The sequence below is a fragment of the Enterococcus rotai genome (assembly GCF_001465345.1).
GTDB lineage: Bacteria > Bacillota > Bacilli > Lactobacillales > Enterococcaceae > Enterococcus_L > Enterococcus_L rotai.
In genome coordinates, this window is record NZ_CP013655.1 from 992772 (window position 1) to 1017708 (window position 24937).

Below are 24937 nucleotides of genomic sequence, written 5' to 3' on the forward strand. Positions count from 1 at the left end.
ATTGTATCAAATGGATCACTCTCATAAGGGGAAACTAGACCAATTACTGTTAACAATGGTGAATGCTTTTCACCCATGTATGGCAAGCCTGCTGTTGTAGAAGCTGAACTAATTAGGTTTGTTTTACCTATTGGTTATATATATATGTTCCAGATGAATTAGTCGTATTTGTGTTCCCTGTAGAATTAGAACTATAGTTCCTTTAGTTTTAATAGTTAAAACAATCGTTTTTTCTGCTAAATAACGTTTTTAACTAGTACGTGTTGTTGCTTCTAGACAATATCTAATTTGATGAACACCTGGTTCAGCTAAAGTACTGCTTAATTGGTATACTTGAATAGGATCTCCGATAACTTCGAAGCCAGCTTTTAACCCATCAGCATTTTCAAATGTTGCCCAGTTTAAAATATCTTCTTCGGTTAATTTGTCACCAACGTACATTGTTTTATATGAAACATTAATAGTCGGTTTAAGTTCTTCTGAAGAACTAAAGCTTGTTGACTCTGTACTTGAAGACTCGTTTCCGCCTAAGGACGAAGATTTTACAAGTTCTAGTGCACTATTGATAGCATCAATGTGTCCCAGTAAAGTAGTCTCTGAAATATTGGAACTGGTATAATAAACTGGACAGAGAGAAAAGAGAAAGCGAGGAAAATTCCTATGTCCAGACGTTCATTTGATAAAGCATTCAAAACAGCTGCAGTAAAATTAATTATTGAAGAAAGTTTTTCAGTTAATGAAGTGAGTGTTCAATTAGGTCTCCACGCCAATAGTTTGTACCGTTGGGTTCAAGAATACGAAAAATATGGAGATAGTGTGTTTCCCGGGAAAGGAAGCGCGCTTTTTGATGCTCAGTATGAAATAAAAAAGCTGGAACAAGAAAATCGTTATTTAGGGGAGGAGCTTGAACTGTTAAAAAAGTTCAGGGTATTCTTGAAGCCAAGCAAGAAATACGATTTCAATTCTTGAAAGACAATAAAGAGACAGTAAACATTCAACGGGCTTGTCAAACACTCAATGTTTCAAAATCTGGTTTTTATGAATTTCTCAAAAGAAAACCCTCAAAAAGAAAACGGGAAAATCAACTGCTTAAAGAAGAGATTGGTGTTATTTTTCATGAACATCATGGACGATATGGAACCATTCGAATCGTTAAAGTCTTAAAAGAAAGAGGGCTAATTGTTTACAGAAAATGCGTGGGAAAACTTCTCCATGAAATGGGTTATATGCGAAAGGCAGGACATATAAGTGGCTGCAATCATATTTTTACCATATGTGATTGTAAAACCTTTTAAAATTAAATTCTTAATCTATAAAATTAATCATGGACTTTTCGCTCACTTCTAACTAATTTAATTAAATAATAAGTTCGTAAATACTATTAAATTAATAAGATAAGTAAACTTAAAGATTCAATGATATTTATGTTTTGATATTTTAATTTGTACTCAAAACAGAGGACGAGAATGCAAGGAAGGACTAAGGTATCAGCTAATATGTTTTGATGTTCGTCGAATTTCTTTTTTTAGGTGCGATTTCTTTCAATATTCTTATTCCTTCTTAAAGATATCCGTTACAGATTCTGGTTGATAAAATCCATATGAACGAACATAAGCTACTTTTTTATGAAAAAACATTACTAATAAATAGTAGTCCGAAACCGACTAACATAATAACAGTTCCCCAAAGAATTTGAGAGAACATGCTTCTATCCCCAAAATATGCTCGAAGTAAAATAAATTTTTTTCCAAAGATAAAAATAAACAATCCTATTATAAAGAGAATTACACCCGCTATAACAAGAGGGTTTGTTGTATATCCATTGTTCATATTAATTCACCACCCTTTAAAATTGAAGTATTTCATTTTTTTATTTTATACAAAGCTAAAAAGTATCATCTGATCAAAACCTGTCGGTTACCAGAATTTTTGGTCCACCAAATTGTTTCGTTCATTGTCTTAATAAAGTATACATTGATTGAGTATTACTCTTTTTGTAATGCTAAACCGTCTACATCAATGGTACGATACAGATAATGTTGTTTCTCGATTCGTTTAATATAGGATTTATTCACTGTCCATAATAATCCTATTTTTTTGAATTCTTTTCTTTAAAATACTCTATTTTCATTGCTCCAAGCTATCTTTCTCAATATTTTGTACTAAAACAAACTTATTAGAAAATTTTTGCAATAACACTAGACCATTGTGCTTTTAATTTTTATTTTTCTATTTCTGCTTTCACGTCACTTGGAACTTCATTTTCTGTGATTTGGGTAGGAGCATTCACCCTTTTTTTACTTATTTCTGCTTTTATATACGTTCCAGGTTCAAATGATTTAGGGTCTTTACCCGCTATCTCAAAATCCAATTTTTGTTTATCACCGTTTGCTTTTACAAAAGTAACCGTATAATTATAAGAATAGCTATCTCCTATTTCAGTTCCTTTATCATCTTTTGTTGGCTCCTTAACAGGAATTTCTAATGGTGTGATAGCGTAGGCTGTAGAAGTCTTATATGTGTCATTATAATAGTTAAAACCAAAATAAGACACTATACCTAGTAGAATAATGCTTATTAATCCTAAAATTTTACTCATAAATTTCACCTTCCTATATTTTTTATTTACTCTAACATTTATTAATACCTTATTGCCATTTAAATATCTAACATTATTGTCACTTATTTGTGACAATGGTCCAGTGATTCATTTAACTACAAAAAATTGTTATATAATGGTGTTGGCTAAAAACCTAAATAGAATTCTCAATATCTTTTCTTTCATTTTTACTATTTTAATAAGTTGTTGAAGAAATTGTATCTTTAGTTCCTTTATTTTTAATAGTTAAAGTAATCGCTTTTTCAGCTTGGAGTATTACTATCGCCTATAATAAAAACACTTTTTTACTTGGATAACATTATTGATTATAAAGAATCTCCGTTTTTCCAATTATTTTATGCATATAATTTAGTAGAAATCACATTCAATCTCCAACGCAAGCAAAATCCAAAGAATTCTCCTTCATTTGTCAAACTTGTCCATTTTTCCGGCCAAAATTTGACTCTTTAAATTGTTCGAAAAAATTCTATTGACTATTCCAATCCCTTTACGTTAGAATAAATTTACAACATAAAATAAAAAAGGCGCCCTGTCAGAAGACGGACATCTTCTAAACAGAGCCCTGTATTATCAGCCAAAACTAATAATACAAGTTGCCTCGCCAATAATCTCTTATTGACTAACCTTATTGTACTAAAAGTAAGAACGGATTTCCAATCTTTTTTGCTTACTTCATAACGTTAGTGAATGGTTATTTAACGATCGCTTCATGGTATTAGTAGCTGACTAATATCATTTTTTTGTGTTTAATATCAGGTAATTAGAGCGAAAAACAAAATAAAAAGGCACTCTGCAAAAGGACGGACATCCTCTTACAGAGCCTCATATTATCAGCCAAAACTAATAATATAAGTTGCCCAAGTCAATATTTTCATATCGACTCTTCCATTTTACTCAATTTTTGTAAGAAATACTAGTACTTTTTACAGATTTGAGTAGGTTGAAGCAGTTGGTGGTTATTTGTTGCACTTTTGCACGGTATTAGTTGGTAGCTAATGCCGTATTTTTTTCGCTCTTTTTATAAATAGCAAGCACCGCTCTCTCCTTTTTCAATACGATATTTTCGTATTGGCATTCTACCAATTGGTGCTTGCGAGCGGATATTTCTAAAATCGATCACTACCATGCTTTTCACCATTCGATCTAAAAAGGCAGCCAAGTCAATGCGTACAATTAAGTAAGAATCAGAAAATAAGATTTATTCATTTACCCGATTGAATGGTGCAATGTAACGATTGATTTTTAGTCTATCCGTAGTCTTAACGATCTGCCTGGCGGATGATGGGTCGTTAAGTAAAAAATCCGCAGGCCTGCAGAACCTGCGAATTTCAAATAGCTGTTTATCGTTCAGAAACATCCAACCATTTTTCTACTATCACATGATAAACAGCTGTTTGTTTTTTACTTGTTTATAAAATAAATAACGTTTTAGTCCCTGTGATATATAAGCACTAAAATTGTTACTTTATTCCCCGTTTCAAGTTTTTGATTAACCCTCTTGTACTCTTACTAAATTTTGTTATTCTTTCTGTCTTCTTCTGAAGTAATATCCACATACTAGAAGAATAAGAGCAACGCCAATGAGCCTTATTGCATTCTTCTGAGCTTCTCCTGTTTTCGGATAAGTACTACGTTCTTTTTTAGTTTGATCTGTTATTCCATAGCTTTTAACTGAAGAGTTTGTCGCACCTTGAACAGCTGACGGATTCGCTGATGATGTTCCCGTTTGTTGTACTTGCTCCGAACTGTTACTTCCATCAGATTGCTTCGTACTACCCGATGTCTCTGTCGACGACTTATCTGATTGAGTATTCTCTGTAGAATCGGTCGGTTTTTCTGGTTTTGGTAATGATATAACTGCTTTGACAATCTCGCTCTCATTCCCAGCAGCATCGTAGCTTTGAGCCCAGATTTCGGTTGCTTTTGCTTGCTCAAATGGCACTGTATACGGTTGATAACTGACGCCCTTATCCAGACTATAACGAAGATGGGTATAACGATTTTGTTCTTCTGTTAATTCTTTGTCATACGTAATTACAACTTGTACAGGAAGTGTCGCGTTCTGGCTCCGCGTTTTAGCATTAATGGTTATAATCGGTTTCGCCGCAATGTTACTTTGAATATTATTCACTTCATAAGTTGTTATGTCGGACTTGTTGCCATACTGGTCTACTGCATAAAAGTATACTTTTTGATTTGTTACAACAGCTATTTCATCTGTATAACGGTCATAACGTTCAGTATCAAAACTATAATAGATTGTGGTCTTCGGTTCGGCAGTAGCTTTTAGTTTAACGGCTTGATTTGTTACGGTTTTATTATTTGCCGTGACAATGGGTACTTTTGGTGCTTGATTGCTATAAAAGACTGAAACAGCTTTACTTGTTGTATTTCCAATACTATCTGTTAATCCAACTTGTAGATGATTCTCTCCTTCGATTACAGGAACTTCATAATCAAATGCAGCTGCTGGTTTGCCCTCAAAAAATTTCTCATCAAACGTATCATAATTGACATCCGAATAAATGTTTTCGTTATTTACAAAGAGTTTGTACCCTGAAAAATTATCTGAAATTGAGCCTTTTAAATGAAACGGATTTACATTCGTATAGACTGAATAATTTCCTTTTTCATCTATTGTCAAGTTATCCATTTGCAAGGTCGGCAAAACAGTATCAACGACTACATAGTATCCTTCATTGACAAAAGGATTTCCATTATTTTTTTGGTCCGATTGGATATAAAATGCTAGGCTTTGTTTTCCTTGTTTTAGCTTAATAGGGAAACTAAAGGTCAATGTATCGGGATCATAAGAAACCTCTTGTTTGTTGATTGTAAAATGATCGACCTTTTCACGCAAACGTCCTTTGATTGTATAAGTTTCTGCCGCTGAATCATAATCAGAGTTGCCCACACCAACGATAGTGATATTACTTACATTAATATTTTCTAATACAAGAATCTCTCTTTGCTGGTAGCTTGAGGTTGTAATAATTCGTTTTTCTACGGTTTGATTCCCGTGCTCATCTGTCGCATAAATCGAAATTAAATTTTGACCATGAACCAATTCTATATCTGTTTTAAAGTGACCATCTGCTTGAATTAGAGATGTCAAATCAACTTTTTGACTGCTACTTGTCTGCTCTATTTCTAGTTTTTTCGTTGTTTTGCCTGTTGTTCCATTCAAGGTATATGTCGATTGATTCGTTATACTATTTTCTTCTACGGGATCCGTAATGGATAACTCAGGCAATTTGCTATATACAGTGATCGGAACTTCTTTAATAATAGTTTGATCCTCACTATCCGTAGAAAAGACAATCGTTTTAGTGTCATTTGTCACAGGAACAGCCACTTCAAATAACTGTTCATTTTTTGTCGCTTTAACTCCGTTAACGAATAATTCCTGAGGATATGAACCATTGATCAACAATGTTTGATTCGTGATTGAAAAATTAGCGGTATTGCTTGTAATCACTTGATCTTCAACTAGATTGAAAAGGACTAACCCAGCCTTTGTCCCTTGTTGTATCAACTGATTTCGATAAGCATAATTTCCTGCATAATCCGTAATCAGCAGTTCTACTTGATTCTGACCTTCGCTCGGTTGCTGAGATGCGACGAGCGGAATCGAAACAGGTCCTGATGTTTGATTGCTAAGATCATACGTTTCGATTCTTCCGTTAACAGAAACAGTGACTGCTCTTAAATCTACACCACTTAATTCATCAGTCAGATTTACATTTAATTTTGCTGTTGGATTAGCATTATCGAAGCCTATTTGCTCAATCGTTGGTTCGACAGTATCGACTTTTATTGGCAGATACATTTCTTGAGGTTTCGCATCAGCAATATCGGCCTTAGCGACTACTTTCATTTGATATTGTCCATCTGGTACGACTTCATTTTTTCCAGTTTTCAAATTAAATGTGGTGCCATCCCAATTAGCACTTGTAATCGTATGAGACGTAAAGCGCCCCATGCTAGAATTAAATGTGTCTTTACGAATTCCTTTTTCCTCAGCCAAACGTCGAATTACTTTTTTATCGGAATCTACAATTTCATACGTAACACTTTTAGCATTTCGTAAAAAGTTTAAGGTTGGTTTTGCTTCATCTTTACGACCATCTTTATTTGGAGAAATAGCAACTAAATCAGGATCAATCGTATTATTTTTCAAACCTAAGAAAGTATTGTTCTTATCTGTAAAAAAACCAAATCCTTGAATTGACGCTGCGTCATAGATTGGTGCATCAATCACAGATGCTAAACTATAATCCCCATAAAATCCAACAAATGGCATGGTTAAATCTGGTTGAGTGTCACTTGTAAATCCGATGTAGCCTTCTACAAATTGTTGTTTCGACAACGAATTGGGTAAGCTTAATTTGAGCTGAATCGTTTGTGTTTGACCTGGTTGTATCGTTACTTTATTCTGACTCGCTAGCATTTTCGCATCTTTTATTTTGGTTTCATAGACCTCAGCAGTACTGGTTTGTGCTTCTGTATAAACACCGCCAAAGTCAGTAAATTGGTACGTCGCTTCTTTATTCCCATTATTTTTCAGTTTAACAGAAATCGTGGTTTCCTGACCAACTTGTTTTAGTGCCAGTGCACCATCACCATCAACTGCATCAGTCAAGGACGTCGTATTTTCGATTGCTTTGTCCACTTTTATTTGCCCAGCACCTTGGCGACGTGGTGAAATAATCACTTCATTATGATTTTTATCCAACATTGGTAATGCAGTATTCATCACAGATAATTTTGCAAAACGGGTTAAATCTGTTCCAGACAGCGAGGTTTTTCCATTTTTCAAGGCCTGATAAATAAGTGCTTGGGAACCAGCAACAAATGGAGCAGACATTGACGTTCCACTCATCGTTTTATATTGATTGTTATTAACTGTCGAGTAAATATTCCCTCCAGGAGCTGATATTTCCGGCTTAAATTCCAAATTGGGTGTTAATCCCCATGAAGAAAAATCAGACATTTTACCTGTTTTAGGATTTGCAAATTGAAACTCACCGCTATCAAAACTGAATCGTTGATTCTTATTATCTTTCGCTAGTTTAACAAGTGCTTCCCCATCTTCTTTTGTTAAACTTAAAGTTAAATAGTTAAGATTCTCGACTTGCATTCCCATAGGAGGACTATTTGAAACGTTGTTATAAATAAATGCAGCAATTGCTCCATGTTCCTTGGCATTACGTTGTTTTTCTGAAAAATTGATTGCCCCACGTTGAATTAATGCTATTTTTCCTTGAACATCTTTCGATTGATAGTCACTTTCTGCTCCGATTCCAACATCGATTAAGTCGGTTGTTTGTTTTAGTAGGTCTGTACTTTCAGTTGTTGGATTAGAAAAGACGATTGCACCAGAAGGTGATGTTGAGGTTTCCATGTGATAGGGTTGCTTCGTCCCGTTTGTATCAACTAGTTGAACCAGCAAGCCACCACTTGTAATATACGTATTTTCTGCAGAAGCAACAGTTAAAGCTTCTTTCGTAACACCTGGTGAGCCAAGTGTTCCTGTGTCTATTGTTCCTAATTTATTTTGTGGATCAACATTCGTATTGTCCGTAGTACTAATACTACTATTACCTGCCGAAATCACAGACAACACACCTGCTTCAGCAGCCTGTCGTATGACTAATTGTTCTGGAGAATCCGGGTCCACGGCACCTGAAACAGAACCTAAACTCATGTTTAAGACATCAGCTCCTAGTTTTACTGAATCCTCAATCGCCGCAATTACATCATCGTCTAAGGCTGTTGCAAGCCTCGTATTATTTGGAAAGACTTTCATTGCAAGTATTTGTGCTTCTGGTGCAACACCTAATACTGCTTTAGCAGGATCATCTCCAATACCATTTGCGGCAACAATCCCTGCAACGTGCATCCCATGCATGCCCGTTCCAGGATTTGTGTCAATAATATCCTCATTATTATCGGCATAATTGTGACCATAAGGAACTTTTCTAGTAAAGGCTTGTCCATACCCCAAATTCTTTGCGCTTTGTCCTCCTACTTGTAGGGAAATTTTTTCTTTAGTTTCTTCGGATAAACGTAAGTCTTTATGTGTAGGATCAACACCTGAGTCAATGATAGAGATAACCATTCCTTCCCCTTTTAATTTGTAGTTTTCCCATACTTGCTGAACGTTTGCCAGCTGATTTGAATCGATTGAGGTTGGATGGTAGACCTTTGCAGCCGAAACAGAGGTAACTCCATGAATAGATTTTATCGCATCAACATCTTTATATTTCGCATCAATTGAAAAACCATTGATCAAGTAACCAAAAGCTCGATCGCTTTTATTCCCCGTTAAAGCTTCGATTTTCTTTTTTACTGTCGATTGATTTTCAATAACATCCTCTGTCGCTTGTTCAATTGATTGAACGGACGCTTTGCTTCCTGTGGGATCAGGTAGTTCTTCAACTGCTGCAGCTTTTTCAAGTTGCACAATTAACCGAATTTCTTGATTTCCGTCAAAAGTATTTTCTTCAAATCCAGTTGTATCAAATCCTCTACTTGTTAATTGGGCTTTGACATTCTCTTCAAACGCTTTTTTACTTAGATCATTTACAGTCGCTTCACTTTTTTTATGAGCCTCTATTAACTTATCATAACCAATATTTTGCTGTACGGGTGTATCTTTATCAGCAAAAGCAATTGTTCCATAGATATTCAGACCGATAGATAATAATAAAATAGTTAGTAAAAACAGGCTACTACTTTTCCTTTTTCTAACATAACCAAACTTCATCATTCCTAACCCCTCCTTTTTCATCATTTTCAAATAATAATACAATTCAATTCTAATTCAAATGTCATTTATTTTCAACTTTATAAAGACTTTTTTTATAAAAACTTGAAACTTCATTTTATTCAGCAGTTTTTAGGAGAAATAAAAAAGACATTCCTGTTTCCAGAGTACACTGCTACATTCGTAACGAACTATTATTGCTTACAACGTAAAATCAATATTTTCATGTAACTAGACAAAATTGATGATTGAACTATGATTGAAATGATAAATCTATTATGAACATCTTATCTTATTATCAAATTAAATATGGACCTTCATCATAAGTTTGCTTATTTAACCTAAGCTAATCTAATTTATTGATACATCTAACTTAACTAGACTAATTAGATGTATGGTAACTTAAGTGCATAGTCTTTGACAAAATAGAAACAAAGCTGTTAATTTAAATGTATAGTTGGATTCATACAATAACTGACAGGAGGTTCACTTTGAGTAAATTAAAAAAAACATTTATTACGTTTTTACTTTTGCTACTTATGTATTTATCTTTTTCAGCCGTCGTTTCTTATCAAACATATATATCTATACCATTTTACTTTTTAAGTCTGAATGACTACCCATTAGTTGGTACTTGGTTACCTATAATTGCATTCTATCTTGCAGTAATTACTTTGATTATCTTTTTCGTTTTAGTATTAATTACACTATTTTATCCAAAAAGAATGAGTCAATTTTCATTTACAAAATCAGATGGTCATTTAAAAATCAGTAAAAAAGCGGTAGAAGGATTCGTCTCTGAGTCATTGACAGCAGAGAAATTGATGAAAAATCCAAATGTGAAAGCAACAATGAGTCAAAAAAAGATAAAGATAAAAATTAAAGGTGATTTTCAAATAGTTTCAGATTTATATGGTAAAACTGACGAATGGAGTAAAAAGTTAGAAAATCAACTACATGATTTGATTGGACCAGGCGTAAAAATTTCAATCAAAATTAAATTTGAAAAGCCTCGAGCAGAAAATGATCAACGTGTAAAATAGGAGGAAATATATGAATGAGGTATGGGAAACACATAAAGGACCTATAATCGGTGCACTAGCAGGTTTATTGATTGCACTATTAATGTTGACTTTAGGTTTCTTTAAAACCGTTCTAATTATCGTGTTTGTTATTCTTGGCGGTTTTGTGGGATGGTATGCTACTGCGCATGGATGGATAGATATCTTTCTTTCTAATAAAAGAAAGTAAAACTATAAATAATTAACTAAAAGAAGGGATTTGAAGATATGGATAACAAAAATCTACCAAAAAAAGAAGAAGCAAGTGTAAATGGTATTAAGGGTGAACTTACTTATGATGATAAAGTAATTCAAAAAATAATCGGGATTGCGTTAGAATCAGTCGATGGATTATTAACAGTGGAGGGCGGTTTTTTCTCAAACGTTGCTAACAAGCTTGTTAATAGAGAAGACGTCACTACTGGGATCGATGTTGAAGTAGGGAAAAAACAAGTGGCAGTTGATTTAGATGTTGTAACTGAATATGGTAGAGATATTGCAGCGTTGTATGAAAAAATTAAAGAGGTTATTTCTAGAGAAGTGGAAAAAATGACTTCTCTTAAAGTAGTAGAAGTGAATGTAACTGTAACAGATGTAAAATCAAAAGAACAATATGAAGAAGATTCAACAACTGTTCAAGATCGTCTAAGTGATGCGACAGAATCTGTAAGTAATTTCACAAGTGAACAAACAGAAAAAGCAAAAAAAGTGGCAAGCAACGGTGTAGCAAAAGCAAAAGATGCCACAGAGTCAAGAGTTCAATAAGTTTACAAAATTTAAATAATACTACTAATCAGTATAAAAAGGCAGAGCCTTTGATAAATTTTTAAAACCCGTACAATGCATTTTATGCACTGTACGGGTTTTAGTCTAATTACTTGATTCCAAAGCAAAAACGTTCTATCATCTAATTCATTTAAAAACTCAAGAAATTTATATTTATTAATACAACGTTAGTTAATTTCTGATTTTTAAAATTCAATTTACCACTTGAAAAAGGGTAACTATGATACTTTTAATATGATTCAAATATCCGTTACACTAAATAACTCGTAGCTATTTCTTTATAAATATCGACCATTTCCAAATAGTTATCCACATCCACATATTCGTCCACTTGGTGTGGTGTTTCATTACCTGGACCAAAAATAATCACAGGAAAGACTTGTTTGCCTTTGGTAAATTCAGCAGCATCCGTCGTTCCAGACACGCCAACCATTGGAATATCGACATTGACTTGTTTTTTTGCTACTTGTTGAGCGATTTTCGCGATATCAGAATCTTTTTCGCTTTTCACTGAAATTTTATTTGCTTCGATACTCAAGGTTAAATGATAGGTATCTTTTTGGTTTAATTCATCGATCAGTTCGTTCATTTTTTTGATCACAATATCATTATCATAGCCAGGAATCGTTCTGATATTCCCTTGAAGACTTGCTTCACTTGGAATACTGTTAATTTGTTCTCCACCGGAAATCATCGTAACATTATAAATAAAATCGCCTAAGACTTCATCTGTATGGGTTTCACTACGGAATAATTGATTGGCTCTTGAGTAAAAGTCATTCAAATGATCAATGGCATTTACACCTAGTTGAGGCATTGAGCTGTGGGCATTTTTGCCTTGACTGGCTACTTTAAAATTGATTGATCCTTTGTGGGCATAAACGATACCTGCATAACCAGAAGGTTCACCGATCACCATTGAAGTTACATCATCCACGTAGCCTTCTTTGGTTAATTGTTCGGCTCCTAATTCGCCGACTTCTTCACCCACTGTGGCGATTAAACGTAAACGTCCGTTAAAATCTGCTTTTTCTTCTTTTAATTCAATCATTGCAATTGCCATAGCGGCTAACCCACTCTTCATATCACAAGTGCCGCGGCCGTACATTTTGCCATCACGAATTTCAGGTTTGAACGGATCAGAAGTCCAGTCAGCTTCATTCCCTGCTGATACCACATCCATATGTCCTGAAAAGGCTAAGACTTTTTCACTATTTTTATTACCGATTTCAACAATTAGGTTATCACGATCTTTGTCATATTCTAAAAAGCTTGAGTCGATCCCGTGTTTTTTGAAAAGCTTACTTAGGTACTCAGCGACTTCTTTTTCATTGCCGTTGACTGATTTGATTGCGACGATGTCTTTTAAAATTTGAACTTTTTCTTGATTTTCCATTGTGTTGGCCTTCTTTCATTTGATTCATTCAGTTTCTCATCGTGTGTGAAAAAATGGATAAATTTGCTTACAGGTTTACTATACACCTAATTTTGGATTTCGTTAAATAAAATTGGTTATTGATAGCGGAAGAATTTACTGCAGATTTGTAATCTAGTCAAAGAGCGACTCCACAAGCTCTTTCTAATGAAACTGGAAGAAAAAAATCAACCTAACACCAGTTACCATCATTCAACATGACAGAATATCTGATATAGGTCGATTCTATTTTTTGTATTGTATTAGCAACTACCTAGGTACATTATTTTCATAGTGAGACCAGGCAGCCCATACCTTAACGATCTTGCTTTTTTTATCAACTGTATACACTACTCTATGCTTACTGTTGATTCTCATTGAAAAAATTTCTTTGTGTTTAGGATTTAATTTTTCAAAATTTCTCACACGAGTAAACGGATTTCTCTTTAAGATTTCTATAACTTCATCGTAATCAGTTAATAAATTAACCTTTTCTAGTAATGGTATATGCTTTTTCTTAACCTCTTTATGTACTCGGACAACCCATTCATCACTCATAAATTAGGCGTCCTCGAAATCATCTTCCGACTCATTCTCCATTAGATTGAATACATAATCTAATGTTCCAGTTCTTTGTAAATATAATTCTTCTTGTATTGCCTGCCATTCTCTTTTAGAAATCATAACAACACCATCATTAGCACCAATTTGGGAATTAAGTGTTACTTCCAATTCTTTGTTGGAAGCCGCAATATCTTTTAAAACATTAAACATATCTTTTCTAAAATTCGTAGGGGTAATTACTTCCATTTTTAACACCTCCATACGTACATTTTAACGTACGCCGATTTGTTTTGCAAGCTTTCTCTCATAACTATAACGATTTTGTGTATTTTTGACTGATTAAAAAGGATATCACTTGCCACTTTTCTCAATAAAAAAACCAGCTCATCATTTCTGATAGCTGGTTTCAACTCTATTCATCAAAATAATTTCCTGGAACTACATTAATCGTTTTAGTCCGTGTATCTACATCTTCTACATAAAGCAATGACGTATAATCTTCAATCGCGCGTTGTCCTTTAAATTTAGACTCAGCAAAAACAGTAATCCCGACAAGTTCCGCTTCAAACTCTTCGATCAAGCTCTTCATCCCGTTAACGGTTCCGCCGCCTTTCATGAAATCATCTACTACTAAAACTCTCGATCCACGTTTTAAGCTACGTTTTGACAGTTCCATTTTTTCGATACGTTCAGATGATCCCGAAACGTAATTCACGCTAACCGTTGAACCTTCCGTGATTTTTGAATCACGACGAACGATTACAAACGGAACATTTAAATAATAAGAAACAGCTTGAGCAATCGGTACCCCTTTAGTTGCTACGGTCATAACAGCATCGATTTGTTCACCTAAATATTTAGAAGCAATGATTCTCCCAACTTGGCGCAATAATTCCGGCTGTCCTAATAAATCAGAAAGATACACATATCCTCCTGGCAACAGACGATCTTGTTCTGACAAACGTTCACACAAAGCCATCACTAATTCTTTTGATTCCTCATATGGAATTTCTGGGATGAATCGTACACCACCAGCCGCCCCTGGAATTGTTTCAAGAATTCCTGTGCCTCTTTGTTTAAATGTCTTTTTGATGATCGCTAAATCTTCACTGATCGATGATTTAGCTGATTTATAGCGCTGTGCAAAATGGGTCAAAGAAACTAATGTATGGGGATGATCCAGTAAGTACTGTGTCATATCAATCAATCGTTCGCTTCTCCGAATTTTAGAATCTGTCACTTCTTCTCCTCTTTCCTTTAAGGTTTATTATTCGTTTGAATAATGACTATCCCTTATTTTTTATAGGTTCGTTATTCATTATTTTTCAACAAGTAAAATAAATGATACTTCCTCATAATCTATCGTTCCTATTATAGGGTGTTTTGCAAAAAAAATCGAGCATTTTTTGTAAAAATCGAAAAATAGTTCGCAATTTGAGAAACAAAAAAGAAGATAAAAGAGAGAACTTTCGTTTTTCTCCTTATCTTCTTTTCATTTAAATTGATTTATCTCTGACTCATCTTCTTATTTCGTTGCATCGTTACAATCCCTTTACGGACGATGCTGACAAGAATAAATAACCCGATAAAAATCAAGGTAATGCTGGCACTTGGCGGTGTTTCTAAATAATAAGAACCCGTCAATCCTGTTAGCATGCCAATCAATCCCATAATAACACTGATGATAATAACCGTGTTAAATCCCTTGCCAATCCGCATCCCGATCGCAGCAGGTAAGACCATGATCGCGGATATCAATAAGGCCCCTGCAATAGGGATCATAACTGCGATTGCTACACCTGTAATCACGTTAAACAACATCGACATCCAATGGATTGGTAAACCATCCACATGTGCCGTATCTTCATCAAACGTCAAAACATACATTGGTCGTTTAAATAAAACAAACAAAATCACTAATACGACAAACAACACCGCCAAAATAACGACCTGTTGCCAAGTGATCGTCACGATCGAACCGAATAGATATGACTGAATACTTGCCGCAGAATTACCTCCGCTAAGGTTCATCAAAACCAAAGCCAGTGCTAAACCACCAGACATTAAAATCGCAATCGAAATTTCCGAGTACGTACTATAAATCATTCGTAGATATTCTAAAATAATTGCCGCAATAATCACGACAACCAACGTCATGATATCTGGATTCCAATTTAAGAAAAACCCTAAGGCTACCCCTGCTAAAGAGACATGAGAAAGAGTATCCGCCATTAAAGATTGTCTTCTGATTACCAAAAATACACCTAGCATTGGTGCAATTACCGAAATAAACGTTGCTGCTAAAAAGGCTTTTCTCATGAACTCATATGAAAGCATCTCCAAAATCTTATTCCTCCTTGTTACATAAGGCTTTAGAAGCCTATTTTATTTAGTGGGAACAGTTGTGAGAACACTAAGTTCTCTTACCATACCTATTACGCTTTAAAAACTCAAATCGTAAGAATTACGATTAAAGCGCAAGATATACTTTAGCATTATAAAAACAACTAGTCAAGAGAATTATTCAACCAAGCAACTTTTAACGATTATTTTGTTCAGCTTTTGAAAGAAAAGATACTCGTAAACAATACATTGATCCTATTAAGTTCACTAAGCCTATTGAATTCAAAATAGTAATAGTCTTACACGAAGTTTTAAATACTTATAAAAAGAGTGATTTTCCTCTCTCTTTCATTAAAACCCCAGATAAAAATAGTCTTTATTAACAAAAGAACACAAAAAAGTTGTATGATTATACTATCTTAAACTCAGGAGGTACTTTTGTGGATCTAGAAATTATTACTAAGGGAAAACAACTTTCTGAAAATGAAAAGCAAATCCTTTCTTATTTGATTACAAATATCCAGTTGCTAGATGGTGTATCTCTACGAGTAATCGCTACAAACACCTATACATCGCCTGCAACTATTGTTCGTTTGGCTCAAAAATTAGAATTTTCAGGCTATACTGAGCTTTTTTATTATTTAAAAAATAGCCAACCTAATAACCATATGACCTCAAAAGCTACGATTGATTATCACATTGATACACAGAAAATTGAAACCTCAATTAAAGAGATGAAAACGATTTACGTGAAAAATAAAGATAAATTCATCACGATTTATGCAACTGGTTTTTCTAGTATCATAGCTGAATACCTCTATAAAAAATTATTAGTCAATGGGATTAAGACCTTATTTGTCAGCGCTTCAGATTCTTCTGGAATCATCAATAATAATATTGATAACATAAGTATGTTAATAACTATTTCTAAATCAGGTGAGACCCAAAAAGTTATTGAGAAGATGACTCATTCAAAAGAAAATAACATTCCAATTATTTTGTTTACTGGAAATGGACAACACCGCGCAAATACCCTTGCATCACTTGTTTTTGAAGTAGAGGATGAACGACCACTAGATAGTCAAAATACCCACTATAATAGTTTTTTTGGGAAATTACTATTACTATTGGAATATATCGTAGAAGAATTTGTCCAAGATTAAGCCGTTTTGTTTTTTAGTTTATTACACCTCAAATAATGCCGATAAAAATAGTTTCCCCATTTTTATCGGCAAATTAGTAGTTTGAAATTGACTAGTCGAAGTAATGTTCAAACAACCTGTTATACTCTGATTGCTGTTTTTTATCACTATTAATTTCTGTAATAGAGGCTTTCCGTTCCTGCTCCGATCCATAAATTAAATAATATAAACCAAAAATTGGTTCATTTAATGATGATAACCAGCACTTAGCGTCAATTATATTGGCTGTCATTTCACATAAGATATCCGTTTTAAAAAAGCCGCCACTCAACGAAAGCTCACCTACTTCCCCAACCATTTCTTTTAAAATTTTCAGGTTCATCAATACGCCTTCTACAACTGCTCTAGAAACGTCTGCCTGAGTATGAGTAATTGAAAAATCTTTAAAAATCGCCCGCTTATTTGATGCCCAAAAAGGAGCTCGTTCTCCATTTATATAAGGAAAAAAACGTAAGCCTTTAGCACCAATAGGGGAAGTCTGTAGTTTAGTAGTTAAGTTTTCATAGAAGGCTTTTGAATCATCTGTCAGAGTTTTACTTGCCCACTCCAATACGCATCCACCATTATTTGAGGGTGCACCAATCACATAGTAATTCTCATTTAGGTAATAACAAAAATTTTGCTTGTTTACATCAAAAAGCTTTTCACTAGTGATTTTCCGAACGGCGGCACTAGTACCGATTGTTAAACTATTTGGTATCCCAGTCGCCATATAGCCCGCATAAGCCGCTAAACAACCATCACTTGCGCCAATAACTACCTCAGTCTCTTCCGATAGTTTGAGATTTTCTGCAACATCTTTTAAGATTGGTAAAGAAGTCGTTGTATCAGCCAATCCGCCCAATTGATTTTCATGAACGCCCAAGTAATTTAAAATTTCTTTGTCCCAGTTTAATTCACTCAAATTTAATAACCCTGTGGCGGATGCTGTTGCATAATCAATCAAGTAATTTCCTGTAAAAATCTGCATAACTAGCTCCTTCAATCCATACCACTTCGTCGTACTTGAGTACAAGCCTTGTTGTCGAAAATGAAGTAATTTCGCAAACGGTGACATAAAATGAATCGGTGTTCCCGTTTTTAAATAGAACTTCTGAGCTAGCGTACTTGTTTTAAATGCTTCAATTGTTGGTTCAGCCTGTGAATCAGACCAAATAAATATTTTCTCATGAAGCGTTAGCTGATCCGTTACTGGCATTAAGCTATGCATAGCAACGCTAAAACTAATTTTTCGTATCTGCTGCAAAAACTTTGGAGAAATTTCTTTGATGGCTAGATAAATTATATTGATAATTTCACCTGAGCGCTGGTAGTTTGAGCCATCGCTGTCGTTGTATGTTTTAATCCCATAAGCCTTTTGATACAGCAATTTATGCTGTTTAATAATCCCTATTTTAATTGCAGTTGTACCGATATCAATAGCTAACAAACCATCGTTCATCCTTACTCTTCCTTCACAAATGCATGACCACCAAACTGATTTCTCAATAAAGCAATCACTTTTTCATTTATTTTCTCATTGTCACTTGATGAATAGCGTGTCATTAACGATTGCGTAATGACTGGGATTGCTAAATTTAAGCGTAGGGCTTCTTCCACCGTCCATTTTCCTTCACCAGAAGATGGAATGACTCCTGCAATCGCTGAAAAGTCAGCCGTTTCCTTAAATAGATTTTCGGTCAATTCCATCAGCCAAGAACGAATGACTGAACCATGATTAAACACTTTGGCTACTTCTCCTAATTGGTAGTCATAAGGGCTGTGATATAACACGTTAAATCCTTCACCGATCGACTGCATGATGCCATATTCGATGCCATTATGCACCATTTTTAAGTAATGACCACTACCAGCTGAGCCACAATAGAGGTAGCCATTCTCTACACATAAATCAGCAAATAAACCCTCAAGCTCTTTAAAGATCAACTCTTCTCCGCCAACCATCATACAAGCGCCATTTCGTGCACCTTCCATTCCTCCTGAAGTACCCACATCTAAAAAATGAATCCCTTGTGTCTGACAATAATCAAAATTCAGCTTGCTGTCTAGGTACTTTGAATTCCCTGCGTCTATGATAATATCGCCCATTACCAATTTCTCACAGCATGCCTTGATCATGTTATTCGTCGTTTCACCAGCTGGCAACATAATCCAAACAATTCTGCGACTCTTTTTTTCTGAAAATAATGCATCTACATTTGAATAAAATGCCCCATGCTGCTTCTCAAATTCTGATTTCACTTTCTGGTTTAGATCCATACCAGAAAGCTGATACCCTTCTTTTTGGCTCAAATTTTCAGCAATACCTAACCCCATTTTACCTAAACCAATTAATGCTACATCCATACGAAATCCTCCTCATTTTAAAAGGGTACCTCAGGAAAACCAGAAGTACCCTTCGCTTTAAAATTTAGTGTAATTCTGGCCAATAGTCACCATTTTCACTAATTAAATCATCCAATAATTCTTTCGCTACTTGAGCACTTGGAACGGTTTTAGATAATGTCAACGCTTGCCACATCTTTTGATAGCTATTTTCAGCATAGGCTTCAACAACCAATTTTTCTACTGTTACTTGTTGGAACATCAATGCTTGCTGGAATTGCGGAATGATCCCTTGCGTCAATGCTTCTGGTCCATCATTTCCTACAATACAAGGAACTTCTACCATTGCATCATCAGGAAAGTTAGCAATTGCACCATTATTTTCCACGATCATTACCATACGCTCATGCGTGTTAAAAGCAATGGCTCTTGCTAAATCTACAATAAATGACGCATGCGCATCGATCTCAAAAGCAATTCCTTCAGCTGAACCTTGAGCAGTAATTTTTTTGGCGTGATCAAATACATGTTTCTCCCGATTTTCCATTACTTCATTTGAACGAGTATATTCAGGATGCTCCATCATGTGATCTAGCACATAATCTGGGTATAAATAATACTTTAAATACGTATTCGGTAAATAATCTGGCGCTACAGCTAATAGATCTTTTGCTTTTCTATGCGTTTCCTGCCAGCTTGGATCAGTATGCTGGGTATCAACTTCTACTTGTGTTAAATAGCCATTTTCTGCGACATAATCGCGAATTTGATCGATATATTCATGTCCTGATTTATCTTTCACGCTTGTCCACCAGCCAAAATGATTTAAACCAAAATAACGAACTTCTAGTTCTGCTGGTGTTTTTCCAACGATTTGAGACATACGACGTAAAGTTCCTACAGGCATATCACAAATATTTAAAACTTTAGAATCCGGACGTAATACGCGGCAAGCTTCTGCAACAATTGCTGCTGGGTTAGAATAATTCAACATCCAACACTCTGGAGAATATTTTTCCATGTAATCAATAATTTCCAACATCCCAGTAATGCTACGCATTCCATAGGCAATTCCGCCAGGGCCACAAGTCTCTTGTCCGAAAACACCATGACGTAAAGGTACTTTTTCGTCTTTTTCACGCATCGCATACTTTCCAACACGAATATGCGCCATACAAAAATCCACATCAGAAAAGGCTGCTTCAGGATCTGTCGTATAAGAAAAATCAATCTCAGGTGCTTGTTCTCTGAGTAAAATCGCTAAAGCATCCCCCAAGGTTTTTTGACGTTCTTCATCATTATCGTATAGTTTTAAGGTTCTTAGCGGAAAACGGTCTTGATTATCCAAAAGCATCATGACGATTCCAGGTGTAAACGTACTTCCTCCACCGGCTATTACTACTGAAAATTTCTTCATTATTCTTCTTCCTCTCTACCTAAATATTTTTCTAGATTTTCACGAATTTGCGGAACGGTTAAGCCATAAACTACATGAACACTTTCACCATTCTTAATGACTCCTTTCGCCTCTGTTTCTACCTTCAACAATTCTTCATCGACTAACGCTGGATCTGCGACTTTTAAACGTAAACGAGTATAGCAATTATCAATCGATTTAATATTCTCATCTCCACCTAAGCCCTTAACGATCACAGCTGACAACTGGTCTGGATCTAGTTTTATTTGCCCGCTTGAGCCTTCTGTATTACTTGGGACAGGTTGCGATTGCTGCTTTTGTTTATATTCTTTTTTAGTAAATAATTTAGTTTCCTGTCCTGAATCTTCTCTACCAACCGTTTTCAAGTTGAACTTAGTGATCAGCAGCTTAAACGTGAAATAATAGATGAAAAAGAAACAAATCCCTACAGCAATGTAGACAGGCCATCTGGTCTTTTCAATTCCTAAAGGCAAATTATATAAAACAAAATCAATAAAACCATTCGGACCAATTGCTCTTGAACCCAACATATTTAAAGCGACCATACTCAACCCACTTAAAGCAGAATGAATAACAAAGAGCATCGGTGCTACAAACATAAATGAAAATTCAATTGGTTCAGTCACTCCCGCAATAAATGAGGTCACTACTGCTGGAATCAAGATTGCTTTTACTTTAAATTTATTTTCAGGCTTTGCTGTCTGATACATTGCCAAACAAGCGCCCACCAATCCAAACATCTTAGAAATACCACGTGCATCCCAGATAACACTTGACGATAATACTTTGATTGCTGGATCCGCGGTTTCCGCAAAATAAATATTCCGTGCCCCTTCAAACACCTGACCACCAATATCTGCCACTCCACCAAGAGATGTGTATAAAAATGGTGTATAGACTAAATGATGCAAGCCTGTTGGAATCAACAAACGCTCCAAAGTACCATAAATAAAAATCCCAAAGTTCCCTGTTTCCTTGATTACACCGCCTAAATTATCGATGCCAGTTTGAACGATCGGCCAAACAAAGGAAAAAACAATTGCTAAAGCTACTAATAATGGAATTAAGATAATAAAAACAAACCGAGCACCGCCATATACTTGAAACGCATTATTAAAGACTGTATCAATAAATCGATTATGGACTAAAGCCACAACCAACCCTAAAATAATCCCTAAAAATACCCCCATATCCAAAACTTGAATCCCTAAAACCAATGTTTGTCCAGAGCCTTGAAGTTCAGTTGGATCAACCAACATGCCACGCAGTTCCATAAACTTATTCATTGCATAAAGAAAAACTAAATACCCTAATAAAGAAGTAAATGCTGCTTCAGCCTTTTTTTTATTTGCAAGACCTAAAGCAATCCCCACACAAAAAATAATGCCTAAATTCGTTAAAATTGGTAATAATGATGCGGATAAAATACTACCAAAACCCATAGTGATTGGATTATCCAAAAATGATAACCGCTCAATTAACCGTGGATTGGTAAAAACATTTCCAATTGCAATTAAAATCCCAGCGATTGGCAAGATCAATACCGGTACAAACATTGCTTTTGAAAATTTCTGCATTGAATCCATGATTTTTGCTTTCATTTTGTAATCTCCTTTTTTTAATTTTGTAACCCTATTATATGAAACCTCTTTCAAAAGATATATAGTATGCGCTTACTTATAAACGTATTTCAAAAGTTGAAACATATTTCATGAAGCATAGTCGGTTTTTAATTATGTAAAATAAAAAACTTGTGGAAATTTCCACAAGCTTTTAGGACGCTATTTTTTCAGAAGTATAGAATTTAAATACCTCTGCATAATTCATTTCAATAGTATACTAGTACACTTTAGGCTATATCTGAACTCATATGAAAGCATCTCCATTGTGAATCCTCCTTCCGAACCAGACGAATTTGTCGATCGGCATACGATTTGATATCTTCATGGTCGTGAGTGATCATCAAAATCGCTTTGCCATGATCATGCGCATTATGCCGTAATAGGCGATAAAACTCATTTCTAGACGTTTCATCCATCCCAGTTGTTGGTTCATCTAAAATAAATAAATCCGGGTCAGTCGCGAAAATACGAGCCAAACTAATGCGTTGTTTCTGCCCACCTGAAAGTTCACCGATTCGTTTATGCCGCATCTCCCACATACCAACTGCTTTCAAGGCTTTTTCTACATGTTGATGATCTCTTTTCGTAAGAGGTTTAAACCAGCGATTACGGGGAAAACGTCCTGAACGAACCAATTCGATCACCGTACTTGGGAATCCCGCATTAAATGAGGCTACTTGTTGGGGAATATAGCCGATGCTCAATTTTTCGCCTGCTTTGTTTTCCTTGGCAATCGTAATTGCACCTTTGGTTGGTTTTAATAAGCCCAGCGTACTTTTGATCAATGTTGATTTTGCTGCCCCATTTTCACCAGTGAGAATCACAAATTCACCTGGATCAACATAATAGGAAACATCTTCTAAGACTGGCTCATCATCATAATAAAATGTGAGGTCTTTGACTTCTAGATAATGCATGTCCATTCTCCTTCTTTTGACTACTACACAATTGAAAGCGGGAATAACAGCATCATGCTTATTATCCCGCCTTTATTTGTTTACTTAATACTTTTCTTTAAAGCTTCTAGATTAGCTTTCATTACAGAGATATAATCTTCACCTTTATCTTGTTCTTTTTGAGTGATACTTTCTAGCGGGTTAAGAACGGCTAGTTCCACATCCGTTTCACGAGCTAATGTTTCAGCGACTTTTGATGATGCCGATGTTTCAAAATAAATCACTGATACGTTGTGCTCTTTGATATATTTTTTCAACTCTGCTAAACGGCTTGGTGAAGGTTCTTGATCTGGAGAGATTCCAGCAATTGATTCTTGTGTCAAACCATATTGTTTTGCTAAATAGCCAAATGCAGCATGTTGCGTTACAAATGTTTTGTTTTTAGCGTCTTTAAAAGCTTCTTGGTATTCAGTATCTAGGGCTTTTAATTTTTCAATATAAGCTGCAGCATTTTTCTCAAATATTGCTTTTTGTTCTGGGTATTTTTTCACTAACGCATCACGAATTGCTTCAACCTCTTTTTGTGCTAAGACTGGATCTAACCAAACGTGTGGGTCTAACTCATGATCGTGATCATGTTCCTCGTGATCTGCTTCTTCTTCATCATGATCGTGGTCATGAGCGGCACCTGCCATTAAATCGATTGAACCAGCCGCTTCAACAACACCGACTTTTTTCTCATCAACGTTTTCCAAAACATCCTTGACCCAAGTTTCTAATTCATGGCTGTTATAGACAAACACATCCGCATCTGTGATCTTTGCAATATCTTTGGCACTTGGTTCATAGTCATGGGGCTCAGTTCCAGCTGGGATCAATAATTGAACATCGCCTGCATCTCCCACTACATTTTTCGCAAAATCGTACATTGGGTAAAATGTGGTCACAACTCTTATTGTATCACTTTTTCCAGACTCTTCTTGTTTATTTGTTTGACCGCAGGCTGTTAATGTAAAAATTACCGCCATTAATAACAATCCTACCAGATATTTCCAGCTATTTTTTCTCATCTATCTTTCCCCATTACGATTTGTCTTATTCAAATCGTAATATTTACGATTTATTAGCAAGAACTAATTTACCAGATGAAAAAGAGAACGTCAAGAGAAAACCGAAAAATAATTTATTCCTATATAAGAAACGGTCAAGTTTAGATAATCATATCGTTGAAATAATTTTATTTCTTCTTAAAAAAGTTATAACTATGTTATACTTCGATTGAAATGGAGTGATGGTTATGCACAAAATCAAAGTTAGAAAAATCGGGAATTCTCTTGGGATTATTTTGCCAAAAGATAGTGGGATCATTGAAGGCGAATCGTTAGTTTATCAAAAAATTGGGAATATTATCCAATTAGATCTATCTGAGGCGCAAAAAGAGTATGACCGATGTTTAATTGAAGAAGGCTTTGCAGACTTTGAAAAAGGCAATATTGTGACAGAAGCTAAAATTATGGAAGAATTCCAACATTATGGTTGGGGAGATCAATCATGACAGCTTTTTCTGCTGAGTATACTGAGAGCTTTCGTTTAAGCCTTAGAAAACATATTCAGGAGTGGTCAGAAGAATATTTTTTTACTGATGAAAAGATCACAACTTTTGTTCAATCTATTTACAAGTCCATTGAGCTAACAAAAATAGTTCCCGAAATGCATGAAGAAATCTCAGCTATTTACAATTTTAATAGTCCAACCTATAGAATTTTAATTGGAAAAAACTATGCGATTTTTTATCGTATCGATCATTCTACTAAAAAAATTATGATAGGAAACATGTACCACCAACGACAGCTACATGTTTCCTTTTAAATCACTTATAGTAACTAAAAAACCACTC

Annotated in this window: 22 protein-coding genes; 8 read left to right on the forward strand and 14 right to left on the reverse strand. The window is 35.0% G+C overall.

All coding sequences use genetic code 11. The features are described 5' to 3' along the window. Positions 1-249: 249 nt before the first annotated feature. Positions 250-441, reverse strand: a complete 192-nt coding sequence (locus ATZ35_RS04650; protein WP_208929710.1) for a hypothetical protein — start codon at positions 439-441, stop codon at positions 250-252. Between the two features lie 219 nt (positions 442-660). On the opposite strand from ATZ35_RS04650, the gene ATZ35_RS04655 reads away from it, so the two are divergent. Then, positions 661-969 (forward strand): transposase, encoded by a 309-nt coding sequence (locus ATZ35_RS04655; protein WP_208929711.1) that lies wholly within the window; start codon positions 661-663, stop codon positions 967-969. Beyond that, entirely contained in the window at positions 966-1295 is a 330-nt protein-coding gene (locus ATZ35_RS04660; RefSeq protein WP_208929712.1) for an IS3 family transposase, read from the forward strand. Before ATZ35_RS04655 ends, ATZ35_RS04660 begins: the two co-directional genes overlap by 4 nt. 926 nt (positions 1296-2221) lie before the next feature. Here the strand turns inward: ATZ35_RS04660 and ATZ35_RS04665 are convergent. Together ATZ35_RS04665 and ATZ35_RS16870 are read right to left on the reverse strand one after the other, a co-directional pair. Then, complete coding sequence (locus ATZ35_RS04665) at positions 2222-2599, reverse strand: YxeA family protein (RefSeq protein ID WP_208929713.1); 378 nt, start codon at positions 2597-2599, stop codon at positions 2222-2224. Positions 2600-4139: 1540 nt separating this feature from the next. Further along, positions 4140-9392: a S8 family serine peptidase gene (locus tag ATZ35_RS16870; RefSeq protein WP_208929714.1), complete on the reverse strand. Its 5253-nt coding sequence runs from the start codon at positions 9390-9392 to the stop codon at positions 4140-4142. 488 nt (positions 9393-9880) lie between these two features. Between ATZ35_RS16870 and amaP the strand changes: the two genes are divergently transcribed. From amaP to ATZ35_RS04685, 3 genes are read left to right on the forward strand one after another with little or no spacing between them, the layout of a single operon-like run. Then, the gene (gene amaP, locus ATZ35_RS04675; protein WP_208929715.1) at positions 9881-10432 is read left to right on the forward strand and encodes an alkaline shock response membrane anchor protein AmaP; all 552 of its coding nucleotides are present in this window, start codon (positions 9881-9883) and stop codon (positions 10430-10432) included. Between the two features lie 10 nt (positions 10433-10442). Then, the gene (locus ATZ35_RS04680) at positions 10443-10640 is read left to right on the forward strand and encodes a DUF2273 domain-containing protein (RefSeq protein WP_086282445.1); all 198 of its coding nucleotides are present in this window, start codon (positions 10443-10445) and stop codon (positions 10638-10640) included. 38 nt (positions 10641-10678) lie between these two features. Further along, positions 10679-11215: an Asp23/Gls24 family envelope stress response protein gene (locus tag ATZ35_RS04685; protein ID WP_208929716.1), complete on the forward strand. Its 537-nt coding sequence runs from the start codon at positions 10679-10681 to the stop codon at positions 11213-11215. Positions 11216-11486: 271 nt separating this feature from the next. Here ATZ35_RS04685 and ATZ35_RS04690 read toward each other — a convergent pair whose 3' ends face one another. The 5 genes from ATZ35_RS04690 to ATZ35_RS04710 form a co-directional block, all read right to left on the reverse strand. Next, positions 11487-12632: an ArgE/DapE family deacylase gene (locus ATZ35_RS04690; RefSeq protein WP_208929717.1), complete on the reverse strand. Its 1146-nt coding sequence runs from the start codon at positions 12630-12632 to the stop codon at positions 11487-11489. A 288-nt stretch (positions 12633-12920) separates the two neighbouring features. Then, entirely contained in the window at positions 12921-13208 is a 288-nt protein-coding gene (locus tag ATZ35_RS04695) for a Txe/YoeB family addiction module toxin (RefSeq protein ID WP_208929718.1), read from the reverse strand. 3 nt (positions 13209-13211) lie between these two features. After that, a complete protein-coding gene (locus tag ATZ35_RS04700; protein WP_208929719.1) occupies positions 13212-13460 on the reverse strand; it encodes a type II toxin-antitoxin system Phd/YefM family antitoxin in 249 nt (82 codons plus the stop codon). 166 nt (positions 13461-13626) lie between these two features. Then, positions 13627-14454 (reverse strand): pur operon repressor, encoded by an 828-nt coding sequence (gene purR / locus ATZ35_RS04705; protein ID WP_010770370.1) that lies wholly within the window; start codon positions 14452-14454, stop codon positions 13627-13629. Positions 14455-14720: 266 nt separating this feature from the next. Continuing rightward, positions 14721-15557 carry a metal ABC transporter permease gene (locus tag ATZ35_RS04710; protein WP_208929720.1) on the reverse strand — a complete coding sequence of 279 codons (837 nt, stop codon included), beginning with the start codon at positions 15555-15557 and terminating at the stop codon, positions 14721-14723. A gap of 440 nt (positions 15558-15997) precedes the next feature. Here ATZ35_RS04710 and ATZ35_RS04715 point away from each other — a divergent pair, with 440 nt between their 5' ends. Continuing rightward, a complete protein-coding gene (locus tag ATZ35_RS04715) occupies positions 15998-16720 on the forward strand; it encodes a MurR/RpiR family transcriptional regulator (protein ID WP_208929721.1) in 723 nt (240 codons plus the stop codon). 91 nt (positions 16721-16811) lie between these two features. Here the strand turns inward: ATZ35_RS04715 and ATZ35_RS04720 are convergent, their stop codons facing one another. From ATZ35_RS04720 to ATZ35_RS04745, 6 genes are all read right to left on the reverse strand, one after another. Further along, complete coding sequence (locus ATZ35_RS04720) at positions 16812-18200, reverse strand: gluconokinase (protein WP_208929722.1); 1389 nt, start codon at positions 18198-18200, stop codon at positions 16812-16814. A gap of 2 nt (positions 18201-18202) precedes the next feature. Next, positions 18203-19105, reverse strand: a complete 903-nt coding sequence (gene gnd / locus ATZ35_RS04725; protein WP_208929723.1) for a phosphogluconate dehydrogenase (NAD(+)-dependent, decarboxylating) — start codon at positions 19103-19105, stop codon at positions 18203-18205. Between the two features lie 64 nt (positions 19106-19169). Continuing rightward, positions 19170-20501 (reverse strand): 6-phospho-alpha-glucosidase, encoded by a 1332-nt coding sequence (locus tag ATZ35_RS04730; RefSeq protein ID WP_208929724.1) that lies wholly within the window; start codon positions 20499-20501, stop codon positions 19170-19172. Further along, entirely contained in the window at positions 20501-22123 is a 1623-nt protein-coding gene (locus tag ATZ35_RS04735) for a PTS transporter subunit EIIC (protein WP_208929725.1), read from the reverse strand. The genes ATZ35_RS04730 and ATZ35_RS04735 overlap by 1 nt, the downstream gene beginning before the upstream one ends. A 248-nt stretch (positions 22124-22371) precedes the next feature. Beyond that, positions 22372-23061 (reverse strand): metal ABC transporter ATP-binding protein, encoded by a 690-nt coding sequence (locus tag ATZ35_RS04740; protein ID WP_208929726.1) that lies wholly within the window; start codon positions 23059-23061, stop codon positions 22372-22374. An 80-nt stretch (positions 23062-23141) separates the two neighbouring features. Beyond that, positions 23142-24110 carry a metal ABC transporter substrate-binding protein gene (locus ATZ35_RS04745; RefSeq protein ID WP_208929727.1) on the reverse strand — a complete coding sequence of 323 codons (969 nt, stop codon included), beginning with the start codon at positions 24108-24110 and terminating at the stop codon, positions 23142-23144. A 227-nt stretch (positions 24111-24337) separates the two neighbouring features. Between ATZ35_RS04745 and ATZ35_RS04750 the strand changes: the two genes are divergently transcribed. Continuing rightward, positions 24338-24595 (forward strand): AbrB/MazE/SpoVT family DNA-binding domain-containing protein, encoded by a 258-nt coding sequence (locus tag ATZ35_RS04750; RefSeq protein WP_208929728.1) that lies wholly within the window; start codon positions 24338-24340, stop codon positions 24593-24595. Further along, the gene (locus ATZ35_RS04755) at positions 24592-24909 is read left to right on the forward strand and encodes a type II toxin-antitoxin system RelE/ParE family toxin (RefSeq protein ID WP_208929729.1); all 318 of its coding nucleotides are present in this window, start codon (positions 24592-24594) and stop codon (positions 24907-24909) included. The genes ATZ35_RS04750 and ATZ35_RS04755 overlap by 4 nt, the downstream gene beginning before the upstream one ends. The last annotated feature ends 28 nt before the right edge of the window (positions 24910-24937 follow it).